Source organism: Microbacterium sp. NPDC079356, assembly GCF_049545465.1.
In the GTDB taxonomy this organism is placed as follows: Bacteria; Actinomycetota; Actinomycetes; order Actinomycetales; family Microbacteriaceae; genus Microbacterium; species Microbacterium gawkjiense.
This window is the reverse complement of sequence record NZ_JBMWDN010000007.1, coordinates 1-14,017: the sequence shown is the minus strand read 5'-3', so window position 1 is coordinate 14,017 and position 14,017 is coordinate 1. Positions and strand designations below refer to the sequence as shown.

The window sequence follows — 14,017 nt, the reverse complement described above, 5'->3', positions numbered from 1 at the left end:
CCCATGCCAGGCATCGTGATCGTCGGCGTTCAATGGGGAGACGAGGGCAAGGGCAAAGCCACCGACCTCCTGGGTGAGCGCACCGACTGGGTCGTCAAGTTCAACGGCGGCAACAACGCCGGCCACACCGTGGTGATCGGCGACGAGAAGTACGCCCTGCACCTGCTGCCCAGCGGCATCCTGTCGCCGGGCGTCAACGCCGTCATCGGCAACGGTGTCGTCATCGACCTCGAGGTGCTCTTCGCCGAGCTCGGCGCCCTGCAGGCCCGCGGCGTCGACGTCTCGCGGCTGAAGGTGAGCGCCAACGCGCACATCATCACGCAGTACCACCGCACGCTCGACAAGGTCACCGAGCGCTTCCTCGGCAAGCGCATGATCGGCACGACCGGTCGCGGCATCGGCCCCACCTACGCCGACAAGATCAACCGCACCGGCATCCGGGTGCAGGACCTGTTCGACGAGAACATCCTGCGCCAGAAGGTCGAGGGTGCCCTCGACCAGAAGAACCACCTGCTGGTGAAGGTCTTCAACCGCCGCGCCATCACCGTCGACGAGGTCGTCGACGACCTGCTCTCGTACGCCGAGCGCCTGCGGCCCATGGTGTGCGACACCGGTCTGCTGCTGAGCGACGCGCTCGATGCCGGCGACGTCGTCGTCTTCGAGGGCGGCCAGGCGACGATGCTCGACATCGACCACGGCACGTATCCGTTCGTCACGTCGTCCTCCGCGACGGCGGGCGGCGCATCGACCGGATCGGGCGTCGGGCCGAACCGCCTCGACCGCATCGTCGGCATCGTGAAGGCGTACACGACGCGTGTCGGCTCGGGTCCGTTCCCGACCGAGCTGTTCGACGAGGACGGCGACTTCCTGCGCTCCCGCGGGTTCGAGTTCGGCACGACGACCGGCCGGCCCCGCCGCGTCGGCTGGTACGACGCCCCGATCACGCGCTACGCGACGCGGATCAACGGCATCACCGACCTCGTGCTCACCAAGCTCGACATCCTCACGGGCCTGAAGGAGATCCCCGTCTGCGTCGCCTACGACGTCGACGGACAGCGTTTCGACGAGGTGCCGGTCAACCAGACCGACTTCCACCACGCGACGCCGATCCTCGAGAACTTCCCCGGCTGGAGCGAGGACATCTCGACCGCGCGCACCTTCGAGGACCTGCCGCAGACTGCGCAGGACTACGTGCTCGCCCTCGAGAAGATGAGTGGCACGCGCATCTCGGTCATCGGCGTCGGGCCCGCGCGCGACGCGGTCATCGTGCGCCACGACCTGCTCGACTGACCCGTGCGGTTCCTGCTCGGCGGGTACTCCGCCGGCATGGGCGGGTCGGCGACGGGCATCGGACTGCTGGATGCCGGGAGCGCCGCATCGCCGTTGGCGAGCGGGCCCCTCGGCTTCGGCGGCGACGTCGTCGCGGCCGAGTCGCCGTCGTGGATCGCGCGGCACCCGTCCCTCGACGTCGTCTACGCGACGCTCGAGGGCCGCGGCACCGTTCGCGCCTACCGTCAGACGGGGGAGCGCACGTTCGCTCCGCTCGGACCCGAGGTGGCCGTGGGCGAGAGCCCCTGCCACGTGCTCGCGCTCGAGGACGCGCTGATCGTCTCCTGCTACGGCGACGGTGCGGTGGTGCGCGTCGCGCTCGCTCCCGACGGGCGGCCCGGGTCCGCCCGCGCGTGGACGGCCGCCGCCGAGGGCGGACCGGCATCCGATCTCACCGCTGCGGCCCGCGCGCTGCGTGCCGCCGCCGGCGCGGAGTACGCCCACCTCATCCCGCACGCCGACGACGAGACGGATACGGCCAGACCCGCGCCGGGTCGGCCGTCGCACGCGCACCAGGCGGCCGCGCTGCCCGGCGGAGTGATCGCGACGACCGACCTCGGCCTCGATCTCGTGCGCTTCTGGCGCGGCGGCCGCGAGGTGCAGCGCCTCGCCCTGCCGACCGGCACCGGCCCGCGTCACCTGCGGGCGCACCCGAGTGGGCACGTGTACGTCGTGACGGAGTACTCGGGCGAGGTGTTCGCGCTCGCGGCGGATGCCGCCGGCGAATGGCGCCTGGTGGGCGGGGCGCAGCTCGGCGCCTTCCCGGGCGACAGGGGCGCGGAGCTCGCGATGTCCGCCGACGGTGTCTTCCTCTACGCGGGGCTGCGCGGCAGCGACACGATCGCGACCGTCAAGGTGCGCGGCGGCGGCGAGACCCTGCAGCCGATCGCGCTCGCCGAGGCGGGCACGGTCTGGCCGCGTCACCACGTCGTCGCGCGCGACACGCTGCTCGTCGCGGGTGAGCGGGCCGAGGAGGTCGTCTCGCTCGCGATCGAGGATCGCACGGGCGTCCCCGGCCGCGTCCGGCACCGGACAATAGCACCGTCGCCGACGGCGCTCCTACCCTTCTCGTCCTGACCTCCGTGCTCGGTAACGTGTCGGGGCGGAGGGGAACATGAGCGCGGGCGGGCAGACGGGCGCGAGCCGGACGGCGATCGCGCGGCTGGGCGGTTTCACCGCTTTCGTCTGGATCGCGGGCCTGGTCGTGGCGGGCATCGTCGCCCTCATCTACGCGGACGAGGGCGGCTTCGACGTGGGTGCGGTCGGTGTCGACGAGGACTACGCGAGCGAGCCGTGGACGAGCCCGGACCCGATCGTCGCGGACGACCGCGGCGGCGGGGTGTACGAGGGTTCCGACGGTGCGGTCATCCGTCTCAGCGGTCTCGACGTCGACGCTCCCGTCGTCCTGACGCCCGAGGACTCGACCTACCTCGGCGGTGTGCGGGTCACCGGCCCCGGCGGCCGGATCGTGACCGAGGGTGAGTACGGCGAGCCGCCGCGATTCTTCTCCCTCGCCGACGGCCGCGTCGTCGTGCTCGTCGAGCAGCCCGACGTCGAGCTGTGGGTCGACGGGTTCAGCGATGAGACGTGGCGCGCGCGGGTGACCACGGGCGGGCTCGGGTGGACGAACGACGTCGCCTCCGGGTTCGAGTCGGCCGTCTTCACCCACGCCGGCGAGGCGTCGACGGCCCGGCTGAGCGCGCGCGGCGAGGGGAGCATCGCGATCCAGATCGTGACGCCCCACGGCAGTGAGAGGACGTTCGACGGCGAGGCGCCGCTCGACCAGTCGATCGCGTGGCCCGACGCGCCGCTCGTCGTCTTCTCGGTCGAATCCTGGGACGACGTGGGCTGGAAGCTCGAGTTCCCGCCGACGCCGACACTGACACCGACACCGACGCTGTCACCGTCACCGTCACCCGGCGCGACGCCGTGAGTACCGCGGATGCCCGGATCCGGCGCTTCTCGACCATCACCTGGCTGGCCGGGTCGGCCGTCGCGGTCGTGCTCGCCTTCATCCTCGTGCCCTTCGTCGGGGTCAACCCGCGGACGGGGGACCTCGTCCTCACCGACCCGAACCGCTACGAGTACGAGCCGTGGGACGACCCCGACGCGCAGGAGGCGCGGCTCGAGGGCGACGAGCTGAGCGGTACGGCCGCGAGCGGCTTCGTGGAGCTGCCGCCGGGCGACGACGTCTGGGTCGTGGGCCCGCTCACGAGCGGCACGGACGACTACCTGAACGTCTACCAGCAGGTCGACGCCGCCGTGGGTCTCGACGACGAACGCCCCGAGTACATCGGGCTGGTGAGCGAGAGCCGGAAGATCGCCGTCGTGTCGGCCGCGACGGGCGGCCGGCTCTGGTTCGCGCCGCGTCTCACCGACTGGACCGCGAGCGTGAGTCGAGAGACGCCGACACCCATCGGGGGCGGGTCCGCGACAGGCGACGGTCCGGCGTTGCTGTCGCACGACGGCGACGCGCTGAGTGCCCGCTTCGCCTTCGAGGGGGACGGCTTCTTCACCGTGGATGCCGCCTTCCCGGGCGAGATCATCGACCTCGTGAAGGGCGTCGACGACGTCGACACCCGCGCATCCTGGCCCGCGCAGGGGCGCGTGATCCTGCGGGTCGACACCGACGAGGGCGCCGGGCGATGGACCATCACGCTGGACGAACCGGCATCCGACACACCATGACCACCGAACGAAAGGGACGGACGTGACCTTCGACGCCACGCTGGACGCCGCCTTCAAGGCGCGATTGCCGCTGCTGTACCTCGAGACCGGCGAAGAGGTCCGCGCGATCGCCGCGATCACCGACGCCGCCCACGCGCAGCGCAACCGCCGGGCGGTGTGGACGTGGACTTCGGCGCTCGGGCTCATCGGCCCCGACGGCAAGAGCGTCTCGAACACGACGAACCCCGCCCGCGCGCTGCAGCACGCCGCCGGCGTGACCGACCCGAGCGTGTTCATCTTCTGCGACCTGCACGCCTACTTCGGCGGCGAGCACCGGCAGGGCGATCCGGCGATCGTGCGCACGGTGCGCGAGACCGCCCTCGAGTTCCGCCACGGCGACGTCTCGCGCACGCTCGTCATCACGGCGCCCGTGCGGGTGATCCCGCCCGAGCTCGACGAGCTGACGCACCTGTTCGACTTCCCCCTGCCGACGGCCGACGAGATCCGCGACCTGCTCGACACGATGATCGACAACAACGCCCGCGAGATCCGCGTCGCCGCCGATGACGCGGCCCGCGAGGCTCTCGTCCAGGCGGCGCTCGGACTCACGATGGCCGAAGCCGAGAACGCCTTCGCGCGCGCGATGGTCAACGACGGACGCCTCAGCGCAGACGACATCGGGGTCGTCCTTGACGAGAAGCGTCAGGTGGTGCGCAAGTCCGGTGTGCTGGAGTTCGTCACCGCGAACATCGACCTCGACGACGTCGGCGGCCTGAACAACCTCAAGCGCTGGCTCGAGCGCCGCAACGGATCATGGTTGCCGAGCGCCCACGAGTACGGCCTGCCCGCCCCGAAGGGCGTGCTCATCACGGGTGTGCCGGGCTGTGGCAAGTCGCTGACGGCGAAGGCCACGGCGGCCTCGTGGGGGCTGCCGCTGCTGCGCCTCGACATCGGACGCATCTTCTCGGGGCTCGTCGGCTCGAGCGAGCAGAACCTTCGCACCGCGATCGCGACCGCCGAGGCGGTGGCCCCCTGCATCCTGTGGGTCGACGAGATCGAGAAGGGCTTCTCGAACACGACGGGGCAGGGCGACTCCGGGACGACGGCCCGCGTGTTCGGGACCTTCCTGACCTGGATGCAGGAGAAGCGGCATCCGGTCTTCGTCGTCGCGACGGCCAACAACATCGACGCCCTGCCGCCGGAGTTCATGCGCAAGGGGCGTTTCGACGAGATCTTCTTCGTCGACCTGCCCACGGCCGTCGAGCGCGAGGCGATCTGGTCGCTGCAGCTCGCCGCCCACGCGACGCCCGCGAACGGCCTGCGCGCGGTCGCCGAGGACCGCGGTGCGGTCTCGTCGCTCGTCGCGGCGAGCGAGAACCACTCGGGCGCCGAGATCGAGCAGGCCGTCGTCGCCGCCCTGTACGAGGGGTTCGGCGGCCGCCAGGCGATCACGGCGGACGTCGTGAACCGGGTCGTCGAGACGATGATCCCCCTCGCGGTGACCCAGGCCGAAGAGGTCCAGCGCATCCGCGCCTGGGCCGCGCAGCGCGCCGTCCGCGCGACCGGGGCCGAGGACCTCGACGCGCACGACACCCCCGCGGGCGGGGAGGATGCCGACGGCATCCTGTCGTCGCGTCGCGGCGGCCGGACCGTGGACTACTGAGGAGGACCGGGATGAAGAAGCTCGTCGTGCAGCTGCGGGCCGACGGATCGGTCGCGGCCGAGACGTTCGGCATGACCGGGCCCGAGTGCCTCGACTACATCGAGCAGCTCGAGGCGCTGCTCGACGCCGAGACGGCCACGTCGCAGTTCACCGAGGACTACACGCGGGTCGCCGCCACGGCCGAGGACGAGCTGCGGCAGGAGGACCGGGGCCGATGACCCTCGTCGAATCGCGCGGCGTCGGCGGGCGGGCGAGCCTGCTCGGCACGACACCGCCCCCGCCCGGGCAGCCGGAGCTGCGCTGGTCGCGGTTCGTGCCCGCGACGGCGGCGGAGGGTCCGGGTGTGCGGGCGGCGGTCTGGGTGCAGGGCTGCGCCGTGCGGTGCCCCGGCTGCTTCAACCCGCACCTCTGGGCGACACGCGGCGCCCGCCTGGACGAGCCGGCCGAACGGGCCGCGGAATGGGTGGATGCCGCCGTCGCGGCCGGCGTGGACGGGATCACGCTCCTCGGCGGCGAGCCCTTCGACCAGGCCGACGCGCTCGCCGTCGTCGCCGAGGCGTTCCGCGGCGCCGGCCTCGGCGTCATGGCGTTCTCGGGGTACACGTTCGACCGGCTGAAGGAGTGGAGCCGGGACCGCCCGGACATCGCGCGCCTGCTCGCGGCGACCGACCTGCTGTGCGACGGGCCCTACCTCGCCGACCTCCCCGACACGCGGCGGCCGTGGATCGGGTCGCGCAATCAGGCGATCCGCGCCCTCACCCCGCGGTACGCGGCCGAGGTCGAGCGGATCGCGCGCGACGGCGGCGGCGACGCCCTCGAAGTGCGCATCGCCGCCGACGGCACCGTCGCCGTGAACGGGTGGGCGACGGATGCGGCGCTCGCCGCCCTGCTGGACGATCTGGGTGTGCGCGGCGACCGCGCGGCATCCCTCAGGAAGGAACCCTCCCGATGAGCATCTCGTTGATCCTCGTCCCCGCCGCCCTCGCCGCCGCGGCCGCCCTCGGCGGCACCGGTGTGCTCGGGGCGGTCGCGCAGAACCGGGACGCGACGACCGAGCCGGGTGCGCCGCCCGCGGCCGTGCCGATCGCGGTGCAGACGCGGATGAAGGATGCGAACCTGCTCGCGGCGGCCCTCGCCGACCTCGGCGCGACCGACACGTCGCTGGTCGACGGCGAGCTGACCGCCACGATCGACGGGCTCGAGCTCGTGATGTCCCGCACCGAGGGCGACGTCTGGGGCGCGCACCTGTCGCGCATCGACGGGCACGAGGTGACCGAGGCGGATGCGGCCGAGCTCATGACGCGACTGGATGCCGCCTACGCGCGGCACGTGCAGCAGGCGGTCGCCGAGCGCATCCGCGCCCGCGCCGACCAGGCCGGGTTCGAGCTCGTCTCCGAGACCCGCGACGAGGACGACACCGTCACGATGGTGCTGAACGTGCGGGAGAACGCGTGAGCAGTCCGACCCGCGAGGCGGTGCCCGGGTGGGGCTGGATGCTGGGGGTCAGCGCGTGGCTCGTGCCGGTGTTCTTCGGCCCCGGTTTCGCGTGGATCGGCTTCCTGATCGTCGGTGCCGTCTCGCAGCGCGGCGCCGCGTACGTCGCCGCCCTCGCGAGCGGCGTCCTGGGGATCACGATCGGCGTCGAGGTCTGGGGCGGGTTCACCGACATCGTCGCCGCGATCGTGCACCTCGCCGGCATCGTGGTCGCACTCGCGCTCAACCCGGCGTGGCTGCGGACTCTGTGGGAGCGTCGCGTCGCCGGGAAGGACAAGAACCGACCCGCCGTGTGGCGGCGCGCGGCGGAGCCTGCCGCGGCGGCATCCGCTCGTCCGTCGCGGAGAAGTCGCCGGGGCTCGAAGCGGGCGTCGAAGCCCGCGCCCGAGCGCGAGACGACCCGTGCGGCGGAGTCCGTCGGGGCGACGTCGGCGGATCTGCTGCAGCCGCGGGAGGCGGTCGAGCCGGTGGATGTGCAGACCGCGTCCGCGGACGAGCTCGCCGAGCTGCCCGGGATGAACCGGAGCAAGGCGCGACGGGCCGTGCGGGCGCGGACGAAGGAGAACGGGTTCGTGACGCTCGAGCAGTTCGGCGAGACGGCGGGGCTGCAGCCGCACGAGATCGTCCGCTTGCGAGCGGCGGCGACGTGCTCGCCGAGGCCGCGGGGAGAGCGTCGCTTCGGTCGACGCGTAGACCTCTGATCGCCGGAGACGCCGACGTCCGAGGTCGGTGCGGTCGTGAAGGTGTGGCTCGAGCCCGAGCACGTCCCGGCGCGCAAGGACTTCCTGCACGGCTGAGCCGCTGCGCCGCCCGCGATACGCTCGACGCCGGAGGAATGATGACCGACCCGAACGCCCAGCTGCGGACCCTGCGATCCAGCATCGACAACATCGACGCCGCCCTCGTCTTCATGCTCGCCGAGCGATTCCGCTGCACGAAGCAGGTCGGCGTCCTCAAGGCCGAGCACGGGATGCCGGCATCCGACCCCTCCCGCGAGGAGCAGCAGACCGCGCGTCTGCGCCGTCTCGCCCTCGAGGCCGACCTCGACCCCGAGTTCGCCGAGAAGTGGTTCAACTTCGTCGTCGCCGAGGTGATCCGCCACCACACCGAGGCCGCCGAGGAGCGCTGATGTAAGACGTCCAACATCGTGCGCTTTTGAACACTCAAACATGCTCCGGGTCGCTCTATCTGCGTCAGGTCGACCGAGTTGCGCCAGGAGATCGCGCCGATCGTCCGGACTTCGTTCTCCAGCGAGGGCTGCATGACCCGTACGTCGAGGGACCGCCCGAACGAGCTAGCGCCGGGGTGGCCAGACAAGCAGAGTCCACACATCGCCGCCGAAGCGGCCAGGAAGCTTGCAGTCAACTTGAGAGCGTCTCTGAACGCTCTGGAGCTGAGCGTGCGAGCGCTGGAACGCAAGTCGGGTGTAGACGAGGCGACGATCCGCAAGCTGCTCGCCGGTTCGAGCTGGACTGACATTTACTCGATCGCGCTGATCGAAGCGGCGCTCGAGAGGCCGCTTTACGACAGCCCCGCAGACTGACGGGTCAGATGGACGCGCTCTCGACCCGTGGTATCGAGAGTTGATGATGCGGCCGGGGACATCCACTTCGTCGCAGATGAGTGATGTGGTCGGCGGCTACGAGTGCCCGCGTGCGACCTTGTCGTCCTCCGTGTCGCGGCTGTCCGATGTCCTGGTCGGCGCCCCTGGTTGCCGTCGGGATGCGACGAGTCGAGGATACCGGTCACGTCCCATGATGATGAGGTGATCGGCTGAGAGGGCCATCTCAGCCATGAGGTGGCTCGAGATCAGAACGGTCATGCCGCCGTCGGCTAGCGATCGGACGAGCTGGCGCACCCATTGCACGCCTTCAGGATCCAGGCCGTTGACCGGCTCGTCGAGCATCAGCACGTGCCCTCTCTCGCAAGTACCCCCCGGCAACTGCGCGGTGTCCAGGACCCTAGCGTGTCTGCACCAACTGCTGTCCACCGAGACTTCCGCGGGGATCCTTCGTCGCCCGGCCCCACACATCACCAGTCGATAGCGAGACTCGGATGGGCGGGTCGAAGTACTGGGCGAGCGCGAACGTCCTGACTCTTCCCGCCTCCGTGCAGGAGAACTGTCCGCAGCGGCATTCTGGGCTCGCCCCAGGCGCTTGAGCGTCGATAGCATGGCCCGGACCTCAAACGCAGAGGAGCCACTGATGTGGACTCAGACCCTTGACCCGACCGGACAGCTCTGGCTGTCCGCCCTCATCGCAGTTCTCCCCATCGTCGTCTTCCTGATCGGGCTGCTCGTCTTCAAGCTCAGCGGCCTGCTCGCTGCGACGATCGCCGTCATCCTCGAAATAGTGGTGGCCCTATGGCCGTTCGGGATGCCGCTCGGATCGATTGCCGGCGCAGGGCTACTCGGCATCCTCACCGCGATCTGGCCGATTGCCTACATCATCTTGATGGCGGTGTGGCTATACCGAATCACCGTGGCCAGCGGTCGGTTCGATGTCATTCGCGCGAGCATCTCCGGAATCTCCCCTGACCAGCGGATCCAGGTCCTGCTCATCACCTTCTGCTTTGGAGCGTTCCTCGAGGGTGCGGCGGGATTCGGTGTGCCCATCGCGATCTGTGCGGCACTCCTCGTGCAGCTCGGATTCGGTCCCGTCAAGGCGGCCATGCTGTCGCTCGTGGCCAACGTTGCTGCTGGCGCATACGGGGCCATTGGTATCCCGGTCATCGTCGGAGCGCAGATCGGTGAGGTTCCCCTCGGTGACCTGTCCGTGGACATGGTGCTGGTTCTGCAACTGCTGACGTTCAGTGTGCCGTTCATCCTCGTCATGATCCTCGACGGCCTGCGCGGAGTGAGAGAGACACTCCCCATTACTCTTTCGGTGGCTGTTGCCTACGCCGCCTCTCAGGCAGTCATCCTGTTTTTCCTCGGTCCGGAGCTTGCTGACATCGTCCCTGGGCTGATCGGAATGGTGGTCGTTTTCGGGGTCTCGCGCGTCTGGCAGCCTCGCCGGGTGTACCGCGAAGGCGGAAGCGAGATCCCCGAGCGGGTGCGGCAGGACTTCGGTGACGTCGTCGTCGCTTGGAGCCCGTTCTACATCCTCACCGGTCTCATCTTCGTGTGGAGCATTCCCTGGTTCAAGGCGCTGTTCGCTGCTGATGGACCGCTCGCCAGGCTCACCTTCGCGGTCCCGATCCCGGGGATCACCGGTGTGGTGGTCCCATCTGGGGCCGATGCCCCCGTTGCGGCGACCTGGGCTTTCACACCCGTCAACGCCACCGGCACAGCGATCCTCATCGCCGTGATCGTGTCCTTCCTGACAATGCCGCGGGTGAGCACGCGCGACTTGGGCCGTCAACTGGCGGGGACCGTGCGTGACCTCGGGAAGCCGATCGTGTTGATCGCGCTCATCCTCGTCATCGCGAACATCGCCAACTTCTCCGGCGGGTCGGCCACGATCGGGAACGCCCTGGCCGCGGTGGGACTGCTGTTCCCGCTGTTGGCCCCCATCATCGGGTGGTTCGGTGTTTTCGTGACCGGTTCCGTCGTCAACAACAACACCCTCTTCGCTCACCTCCAGACTGTCACCGCGCAGCGAATCGGGGTCGATCCGACTCTCCTCGTCGCAGCCAACACCGCCGGCGGCACCGTCGCGAAGGTGGTGTCTCCCCAGTCCATCGCTATCGCCGCAGGTGCGGTGGGTCTGAGTGGACGTGAGGGCGAGATCCTCCGCGCCTCTATCAAGTACAGCCTCGGCATGCTGGCATGGGTGTGTGTCTGGGTGTTCTTGCTCTCACTCATGCGGTGACCGTCGATCACCCACCTCGGGGAACACAACACCGCAACGCAACTCCAATAGACCGAACATCCGCCGGTAAGCGGCGGACTGGAGGACCATGAACTCGACACCTCTCGCCGGCCCCGACGGTATCGACGTGATTCTCGGACACGATGAGAAGCGCACCGAGCACGAGCGCCGCCACTTCTTGACCCGTGAGCTGATCGCCCGGCGTTTCGGGGTCACGCACCGTGACATCAAACTGCGACGCCAACCGCCGGGACCCTTCGGCTACCGGTCACACCTGTATGCGGCGGTCGGCGGGGACGAGATCCCTGTCTCCATCAAGGCGGCCAGCCGGGGAGACGTCACCGTGGTGGCGCTCGCGGACCTCGCCGTCCCGATAGGCCTCGACGTTCGTCCCAACCAACTGGATGACGCGGACATCGCTGAGATCCGACGACACTCGCACTTGCTGCCCGACACCAGCGAACGCGCAATGAGAGAGCACTGGACAAGAGCTTTAGCCGTAAGAGAAGCTGACGGCCGCGGACTTCGAGTACAGCTCGAGCACGTGATCCTCGACCCTGTCAGCAGTACGGGCTGGGCTCCCGACCGCAGGGTCCACTACCGACTCGTCGACCTGTCGCGAGACAGATGGACAGTCACGCTGGCCTACGGCGGCGGCCCGCGGTAGAAGCAGCGCAACCAAGCGGCGGTGGGGCGAGGCGTTGCAAGCATGTCGCATCGACCGCGGGAAGTCAGGCCAAGGTGCGGATAACCCTTCTCAGCCACACCCTTTGAGGCGTGATCGCGCGGTTGAGAGCACCCTCCCCCTCAGCGGAGGGAGTCCGTCACCGCGCGCAGCGCGTCCGCTGAACGGCGGAACAGTGCCAGCTCGCTCGGAGAGAAGACCGTCTGATCGACGGGACGAGCACCTTTGACGCTCACGATGGATGGGACAGACAAAGCAACACCGCCCACTCCGTGCAAGCCCGGGAGGACGGTGCTGACCGGCATGACGGCGTGTTCATCTTGAAGGATCGCCTCGACGATGCGCGCGACCGAAAGGCCGATCGCGTAGTTGGTAGCCCCTTTGCCTTTGATGACGGTGTACGCCGCGTCGCGCACATCGACGGCGACCGCATCCAGCGCGTCCGGCGTGAACCGATGCCCGTCCGGGCCGACCCAATTCAGGATCGGAACAGTACCGATAGTGGCGGTGGACCAGAGAGGGAACTCGGTATCGCCGTGCTCGCCGACGATGTACGCGTGCACGCTTGAGGTGGACACGCCTGCCCGTCGCGCCAGCTTCCACCGCAAGCGGGACGTGTCCAACACTGTGCCCGATGCGAAAATCCGCTCCGCGGGCAGCCCGGATTGCTCCTGAGCCAGAACAGTGAGGACGTCACACGGGTTCGAAACGATGACGTAGATGGCATCCGGAGCCACGCTCAGGAGCTGAGGCATTAGGTCAGCGACGATGCGGGCGTTGACCGCAGCGAGCTCGATTCGCGTCTGCCCGGGCTTCTGCTTCGCGCCGGCGGTGATGACTACAATATGGGAACCGGCCACCACCGACAGGTCACTTCCGCCTGAGATGTCACTGGCGCCCGTGAACTGGGATCCGTGCGCCAGGTCCAGCACTTCTGCGTCTACACGTTCTGCAGCGATGTCATAGAGGGCTATGTGGCGGGCGGATCCGCGAATCAAGCAGGCGTAGGCCGCGCTGGACCCGACACTGCCTGCGCCGACGATGGTGACCTTTGAGTTCTCGATCGCGCCCATGCCATCAGTGTGTCGCAGCTCGAGCGACCGTACAACAAGCGGACGTGCGGGAAGCTCTAAACCGAACGGATGAGGCGAGCTCGCGCGGAAGTCGCATCGCCGCGTTCTCGCCGCAGTATTGTCAGGCGGCGTAGATCTACTCAGCGCGGGACCCCGACAGCATCACGAAGATGCCTCCCGTAGCGAGGATGGTTTCCGAATCGTCCGTGACCGGCCACCGGAAGAAGATCCTGTTTCCTTCCACCTCAGGTCTCCCGCGCAACGCGGCCTCCACCCGCGCCGTCCAGGGTGCAGTCATCTCTTCGATCCACTCCTCGAATACCCGAACTTCCTGTTCGTCAACAAGGCCTGGGTGGACGAGCTCGGCATCCCGATGCCCACGACCATCGACGAGTACCGCGATGCGCTCGAGGCGTTCGCGACGGAGGACCCGAACGGCAACGGCAAGGCGGACGAGATCCCGCTGTCGTTCCGCACCGACTCCTTCTGCGCGAACCCGCACGATCTGATCGCGGCGCTCGGCGGTCAGCCCGAGAACAACGACCACCGCATCGTCCGGGACGGGAAGGTGGAGTTCACGGCCAACACCGACGGCCACCGCGCCGGCGTCGAAGCCCTCGGCGAGTGGCACGCCGGCGGCCTGATCGATCCCGAGGCCTTCGCTCGGGACGACGTCGCCTACCTCTCTAAGGGCAAGACGGACGTGCCGGTGCTCGGCTCATTCTTCCGGTGGGAGCTCAAGGAGATGGCCGGCGCCGATCGCATCGACGACTACGCGCTGCTCGGTGTGCTCGAGGGCGTCGACGAACAGCGACTGACCAGTGTCGCCAACAACCATGAGATCAGCCGCGGGGCGATGGCGATCACCCGCGCGAATGAGTACCCGGCGGCGACCATGCGCTGGGCTCACCGGGTCTTCGACCCGGTGATGTTCGCCGAGACGAGCTGGGGCCCGATCGGCGTCACCCTCGAGGAGGGCCCCGACGGACTGCTGACCCAGATCCCGGCTGCCGAGGGCGAGTCCGAGGGGGAGCGCCGACAGCGCGTCGCGCCCTGCGGTCCGCGCATCACCACCGCCGAGGACTTCGAGACGGTCGTGGCTCCCGAGCGACCGGATCACCGCAGAGATCGTCGTCGGCGCGCTTGAGATGGCCCGGTGGCGGCGCCGTCCCGAGCCCGGAACCGTTGTTCATGCGGACAGTGAGACTGTTCGTGCTGGTGTTCTCAGGGGTCCTGACCCTCACAGCGATGGACGCGCAAGGATGCTGGTGCCGGGTGTTCTCAGGGGTTCCTG

15 protein-coding genes and 1 pseudogene are annotated in these 14,017 nt (G+C 69.2%); 14 read left to right on the top strand and 2 right to left on the bottom strand.

Going from position 1 to position 14,017, the window contains the following annotated elements; all coding sequences use genetic code 11:
- Positions 1 to 3 precede the first annotated feature (3 nt).
- The 11 genes from ACPEH0_RS13375 to ACPEH0_RS13325 all read left to right on the top strand — a co-directional run bounded on the left by ACPEH0_RS13375 (position 4) and on the right by ACPEH0_RS13325 (position 8,696).
- A complete protein-coding gene (locus ACPEH0_RS13375; protein ID WP_253035092.1) occupies positions 4 to 1,290 on the top strand; it encodes an adenylosuccinate synthase in 1,287 nt (428 codons plus the stop codon).
- 3 nt (positions 1,291 to 1,293) lie between these two features.
- Positions 1,294 to 2,406, top strand: coding sequence for a lactonase family protein (locus ACPEH0_RS13370; RefSeq protein ID WP_366214448.1), 1,113 nt, complete (start codon positions 1,294 to 1,296; stop codon positions 2,404 to 2,406).
- A gap of 37 nt (positions 2,407 to 2,443) precedes the next feature.
- Complete coding sequence (locus tag ACPEH0_RS13365) at positions 2,444 to 3,262, top strand: hypothetical protein (protein WP_366214449.1); 819 nt, start codon at positions 2,444 to 2,446, stop codon at positions 3,260 to 3,262.
- The gene (locus ACPEH0_RS13360) at positions 3,259 to 4,017 is read left to right on the top strand and encodes a hypothetical protein (protein WP_366214450.1); all 759 of its coding nucleotides are present in this window, start codon (positions 3,259 to 3,261) and stop codon (positions 4,015 to 4,017) included. The genes ACPEH0_RS13365 and ACPEH0_RS13360 overlap by 4 nt, the downstream gene beginning before the upstream one ends.
- Positions 4,018 to 4,039: 22 nt before the next feature.
- A complete protein-coding gene (locus ACPEH0_RS13355) occupies positions 4,040 to 5,659 on the top strand; it encodes an AAA family ATPase (RefSeq protein WP_311860827.1) in 1,620 nt (539 codons plus the stop codon).
- Between the two features lie 11 nt (positions 5,660 to 5,670).
- On the top strand, positions 5,671 to 5,877 hold the full coding sequence (locus tag ACPEH0_RS13350) for a DUF2997 domain-containing protein (RefSeq protein WP_366214451.1): 207 nt from the start codon (positions 5,671 to 5,673) through the stop codon (positions 5,875 to 5,877).
- Positions 5,874 to 6,611 (top strand): 4Fe-4S single cluster domain-containing protein, encoded by a 738-nt coding sequence (locus tag ACPEH0_RS13345; RefSeq protein ID WP_366214452.1) that lies wholly within the window; start codon positions 5,874 to 5,876, stop codon positions 6,609 to 6,611. Before ACPEH0_RS13350 ends, ACPEH0_RS13345 begins: the two co-directional genes overlap by 4 nt.
- Entirely contained in the window at positions 6,608 to 7,114 is a 507-nt protein-coding gene (locus tag ACPEH0_RS13340) for a hypothetical protein (RefSeq protein ID WP_366214453.1), read from the top strand. Before ACPEH0_RS13345 ends, ACPEH0_RS13340 begins: the two co-directional genes overlap by 4 nt.
- Complete coding sequence (locus tag ACPEH0_RS13335; RefSeq protein WP_366214454.1) at positions 7,111 to 7,854, top strand: ComEA family DNA-binding protein; 744 nt, start codon at positions 7,111 to 7,113, stop codon at positions 7,852 to 7,854. The genes ACPEH0_RS13340 and ACPEH0_RS13335 overlap by 4 nt, the downstream gene beginning before the upstream one ends.
- Positions 7,855 to 7,991: 137 nt before the next feature.
- Positions 7,992 to 8,282, top strand: coding sequence for a chorismate mutase (locus tag ACPEH0_RS13330; RefSeq protein ID WP_311286601.1), 291 nt, complete (start codon positions 7,992 to 7,994; stop codon positions 8,280 to 8,282).
- A 132-nt stretch (positions 8,283 to 8,414) separates the two neighbouring features.
- A complete protein-coding gene (locus ACPEH0_RS13325; protein WP_311286600.1) occupies positions 8,415 to 8,696 on the top strand; it encodes a hypothetical protein in 282 nt (93 codons plus the stop codon).
- Positions 8,697 to 8,894: 198 nt separating this feature from the next.
- Here ACPEH0_RS13325 and ACPEH0_RS13320 read toward each other — a convergent pair.
- A pseudogene (locus ACPEH0_RS13320) lies at positions 8,895 to 9,062 on the bottom strand (ABC transporter ATP-binding protein); the annotation flags it as partial.
- Positions 9,063 to 9,357: 295 nt separating this feature from the next.
- Here ACPEH0_RS13320 and ACPEH0_RS13315 point away from each other — a divergent pair.
- The gene (locus ACPEH0_RS13315; protein ID WP_366214455.1) at positions 9,358 to 10,965 is read left to right on the top strand and encodes an L-lactate permease; all 1,608 of its coding nucleotides are present in this window, start codon (positions 9,358 to 9,360) and stop codon (positions 10,963 to 10,965) included.
- Between the two features lie 88 nt (positions 10,966 to 11,053).
- Positions 11,054 to 11,632 (top strand): hypothetical protein, encoded by a 579-nt coding sequence (locus ACPEH0_RS13310; RefSeq protein WP_311286598.1) that lies wholly within the window; start codon positions 11,054 to 11,056, stop codon positions 11,630 to 11,632.
- 140 nt (positions 11,633 to 11,772) lie between these two features.
- On the opposite strand, the gene ACPEH0_RS13305 is transcribed toward ACPEH0_RS13310, so the two are convergent.
- Positions 11,773 to 12,723: an L-lactate dehydrogenase gene (locus ACPEH0_RS13305; protein WP_359919089.1), complete on the bottom strand. Its 951-nt coding sequence runs from the start codon at positions 12,721 to 12,723 to the stop codon at positions 11,773 to 11,775.
- A gap of 352 nt (positions 12,724 to 13,075) precedes the next feature.
- Here ACPEH0_RS13305 and ACPEH0_RS13300 point away from each other — a divergent pair, with 352 nt between their 5' ends.
- Positions 13,076 to 13,870, top strand: a complete 795-nt coding sequence (locus ACPEH0_RS13300) for a hypothetical protein (RefSeq protein ID WP_366214456.1) — start codon at positions 13,076 to 13,078, stop codon at positions 13,868 to 13,870.
- Positions 13,871 to 14,017: the final 147 nt, after the last annotated feature.

Bases quoted from the DNA above. Each gene is read 5' to 3' on its own strand.
- ACPEH0_RS13375 (WP_253035092.1), top strand. From the start codon at position 4: ATGCCAGGCATCGTGATCGTCGGCGTTCAATGGGGAGACGAGGGCAAG.
- ACPEH0_RS13365 (WP_366214449.1), top strand. From the start codon at position 2,444: ATGAGCGCGGGCGGGCAGACGGGCGCGAGCCGGACGGCGATCGCGCGG.
- ACPEH0_RS13350 (WP_366214451.1), top strand. From the start codon at position 5,671: ATGAAGAAGCTCGTCGTGCAGCTGCGGGCCGACGGATCGGTCGCGGCC.
- ACPEH0_RS13345 (WP_366214452.1), top strand. From the start codon at position 5,874: ATGACCCTCGTCGAATCGCGCGGCGTCGGCGGGCGGGCGAGCCTGCTC.
- ACPEH0_RS13340 (WP_366214453.1), top strand. From the start codon at position 6,608: ATGAGCATCTCGTTGATCCTCGTCCCCGCCGCCCTCGCCGCCGCGGCC.
- ACPEH0_RS13330 (WP_311286601.1), top strand. From the start codon at position 7,992: ATGACCGACCCGAACGCCCAGCTGCGGACCCTGCGATCCAGCATCGAC.
- ACPEH0_RS13325 (WP_311286600.1), top strand. From the start codon at position 8,415: ATGACCCGTACGTCGAGGGACCGCCCGAACGAGCTAGCGCCGGGGTGG.
- ACPEH0_RS13315 (WP_366214455.1), top strand. From the start codon at position 9,358: ATGTGGACTCAGACCCTTGACCCGACCGGACAGCTCTGGCTGTCCGCC.
- ACPEH0_RS13310 (WP_311286598.1), top strand. From the start codon at position 11,054: ATGAACTCGACACCTCTCGCCGGCCCCGACGGTATCGACGTGATTCTC.
- ACPEH0_RS13305 (WP_359919089.1), bottom strand. From the start codon at position 12,723: ATGGGCGCGATCGAGAACTCAAAGGTCACCATCGTCGGCGCAGGCAGT.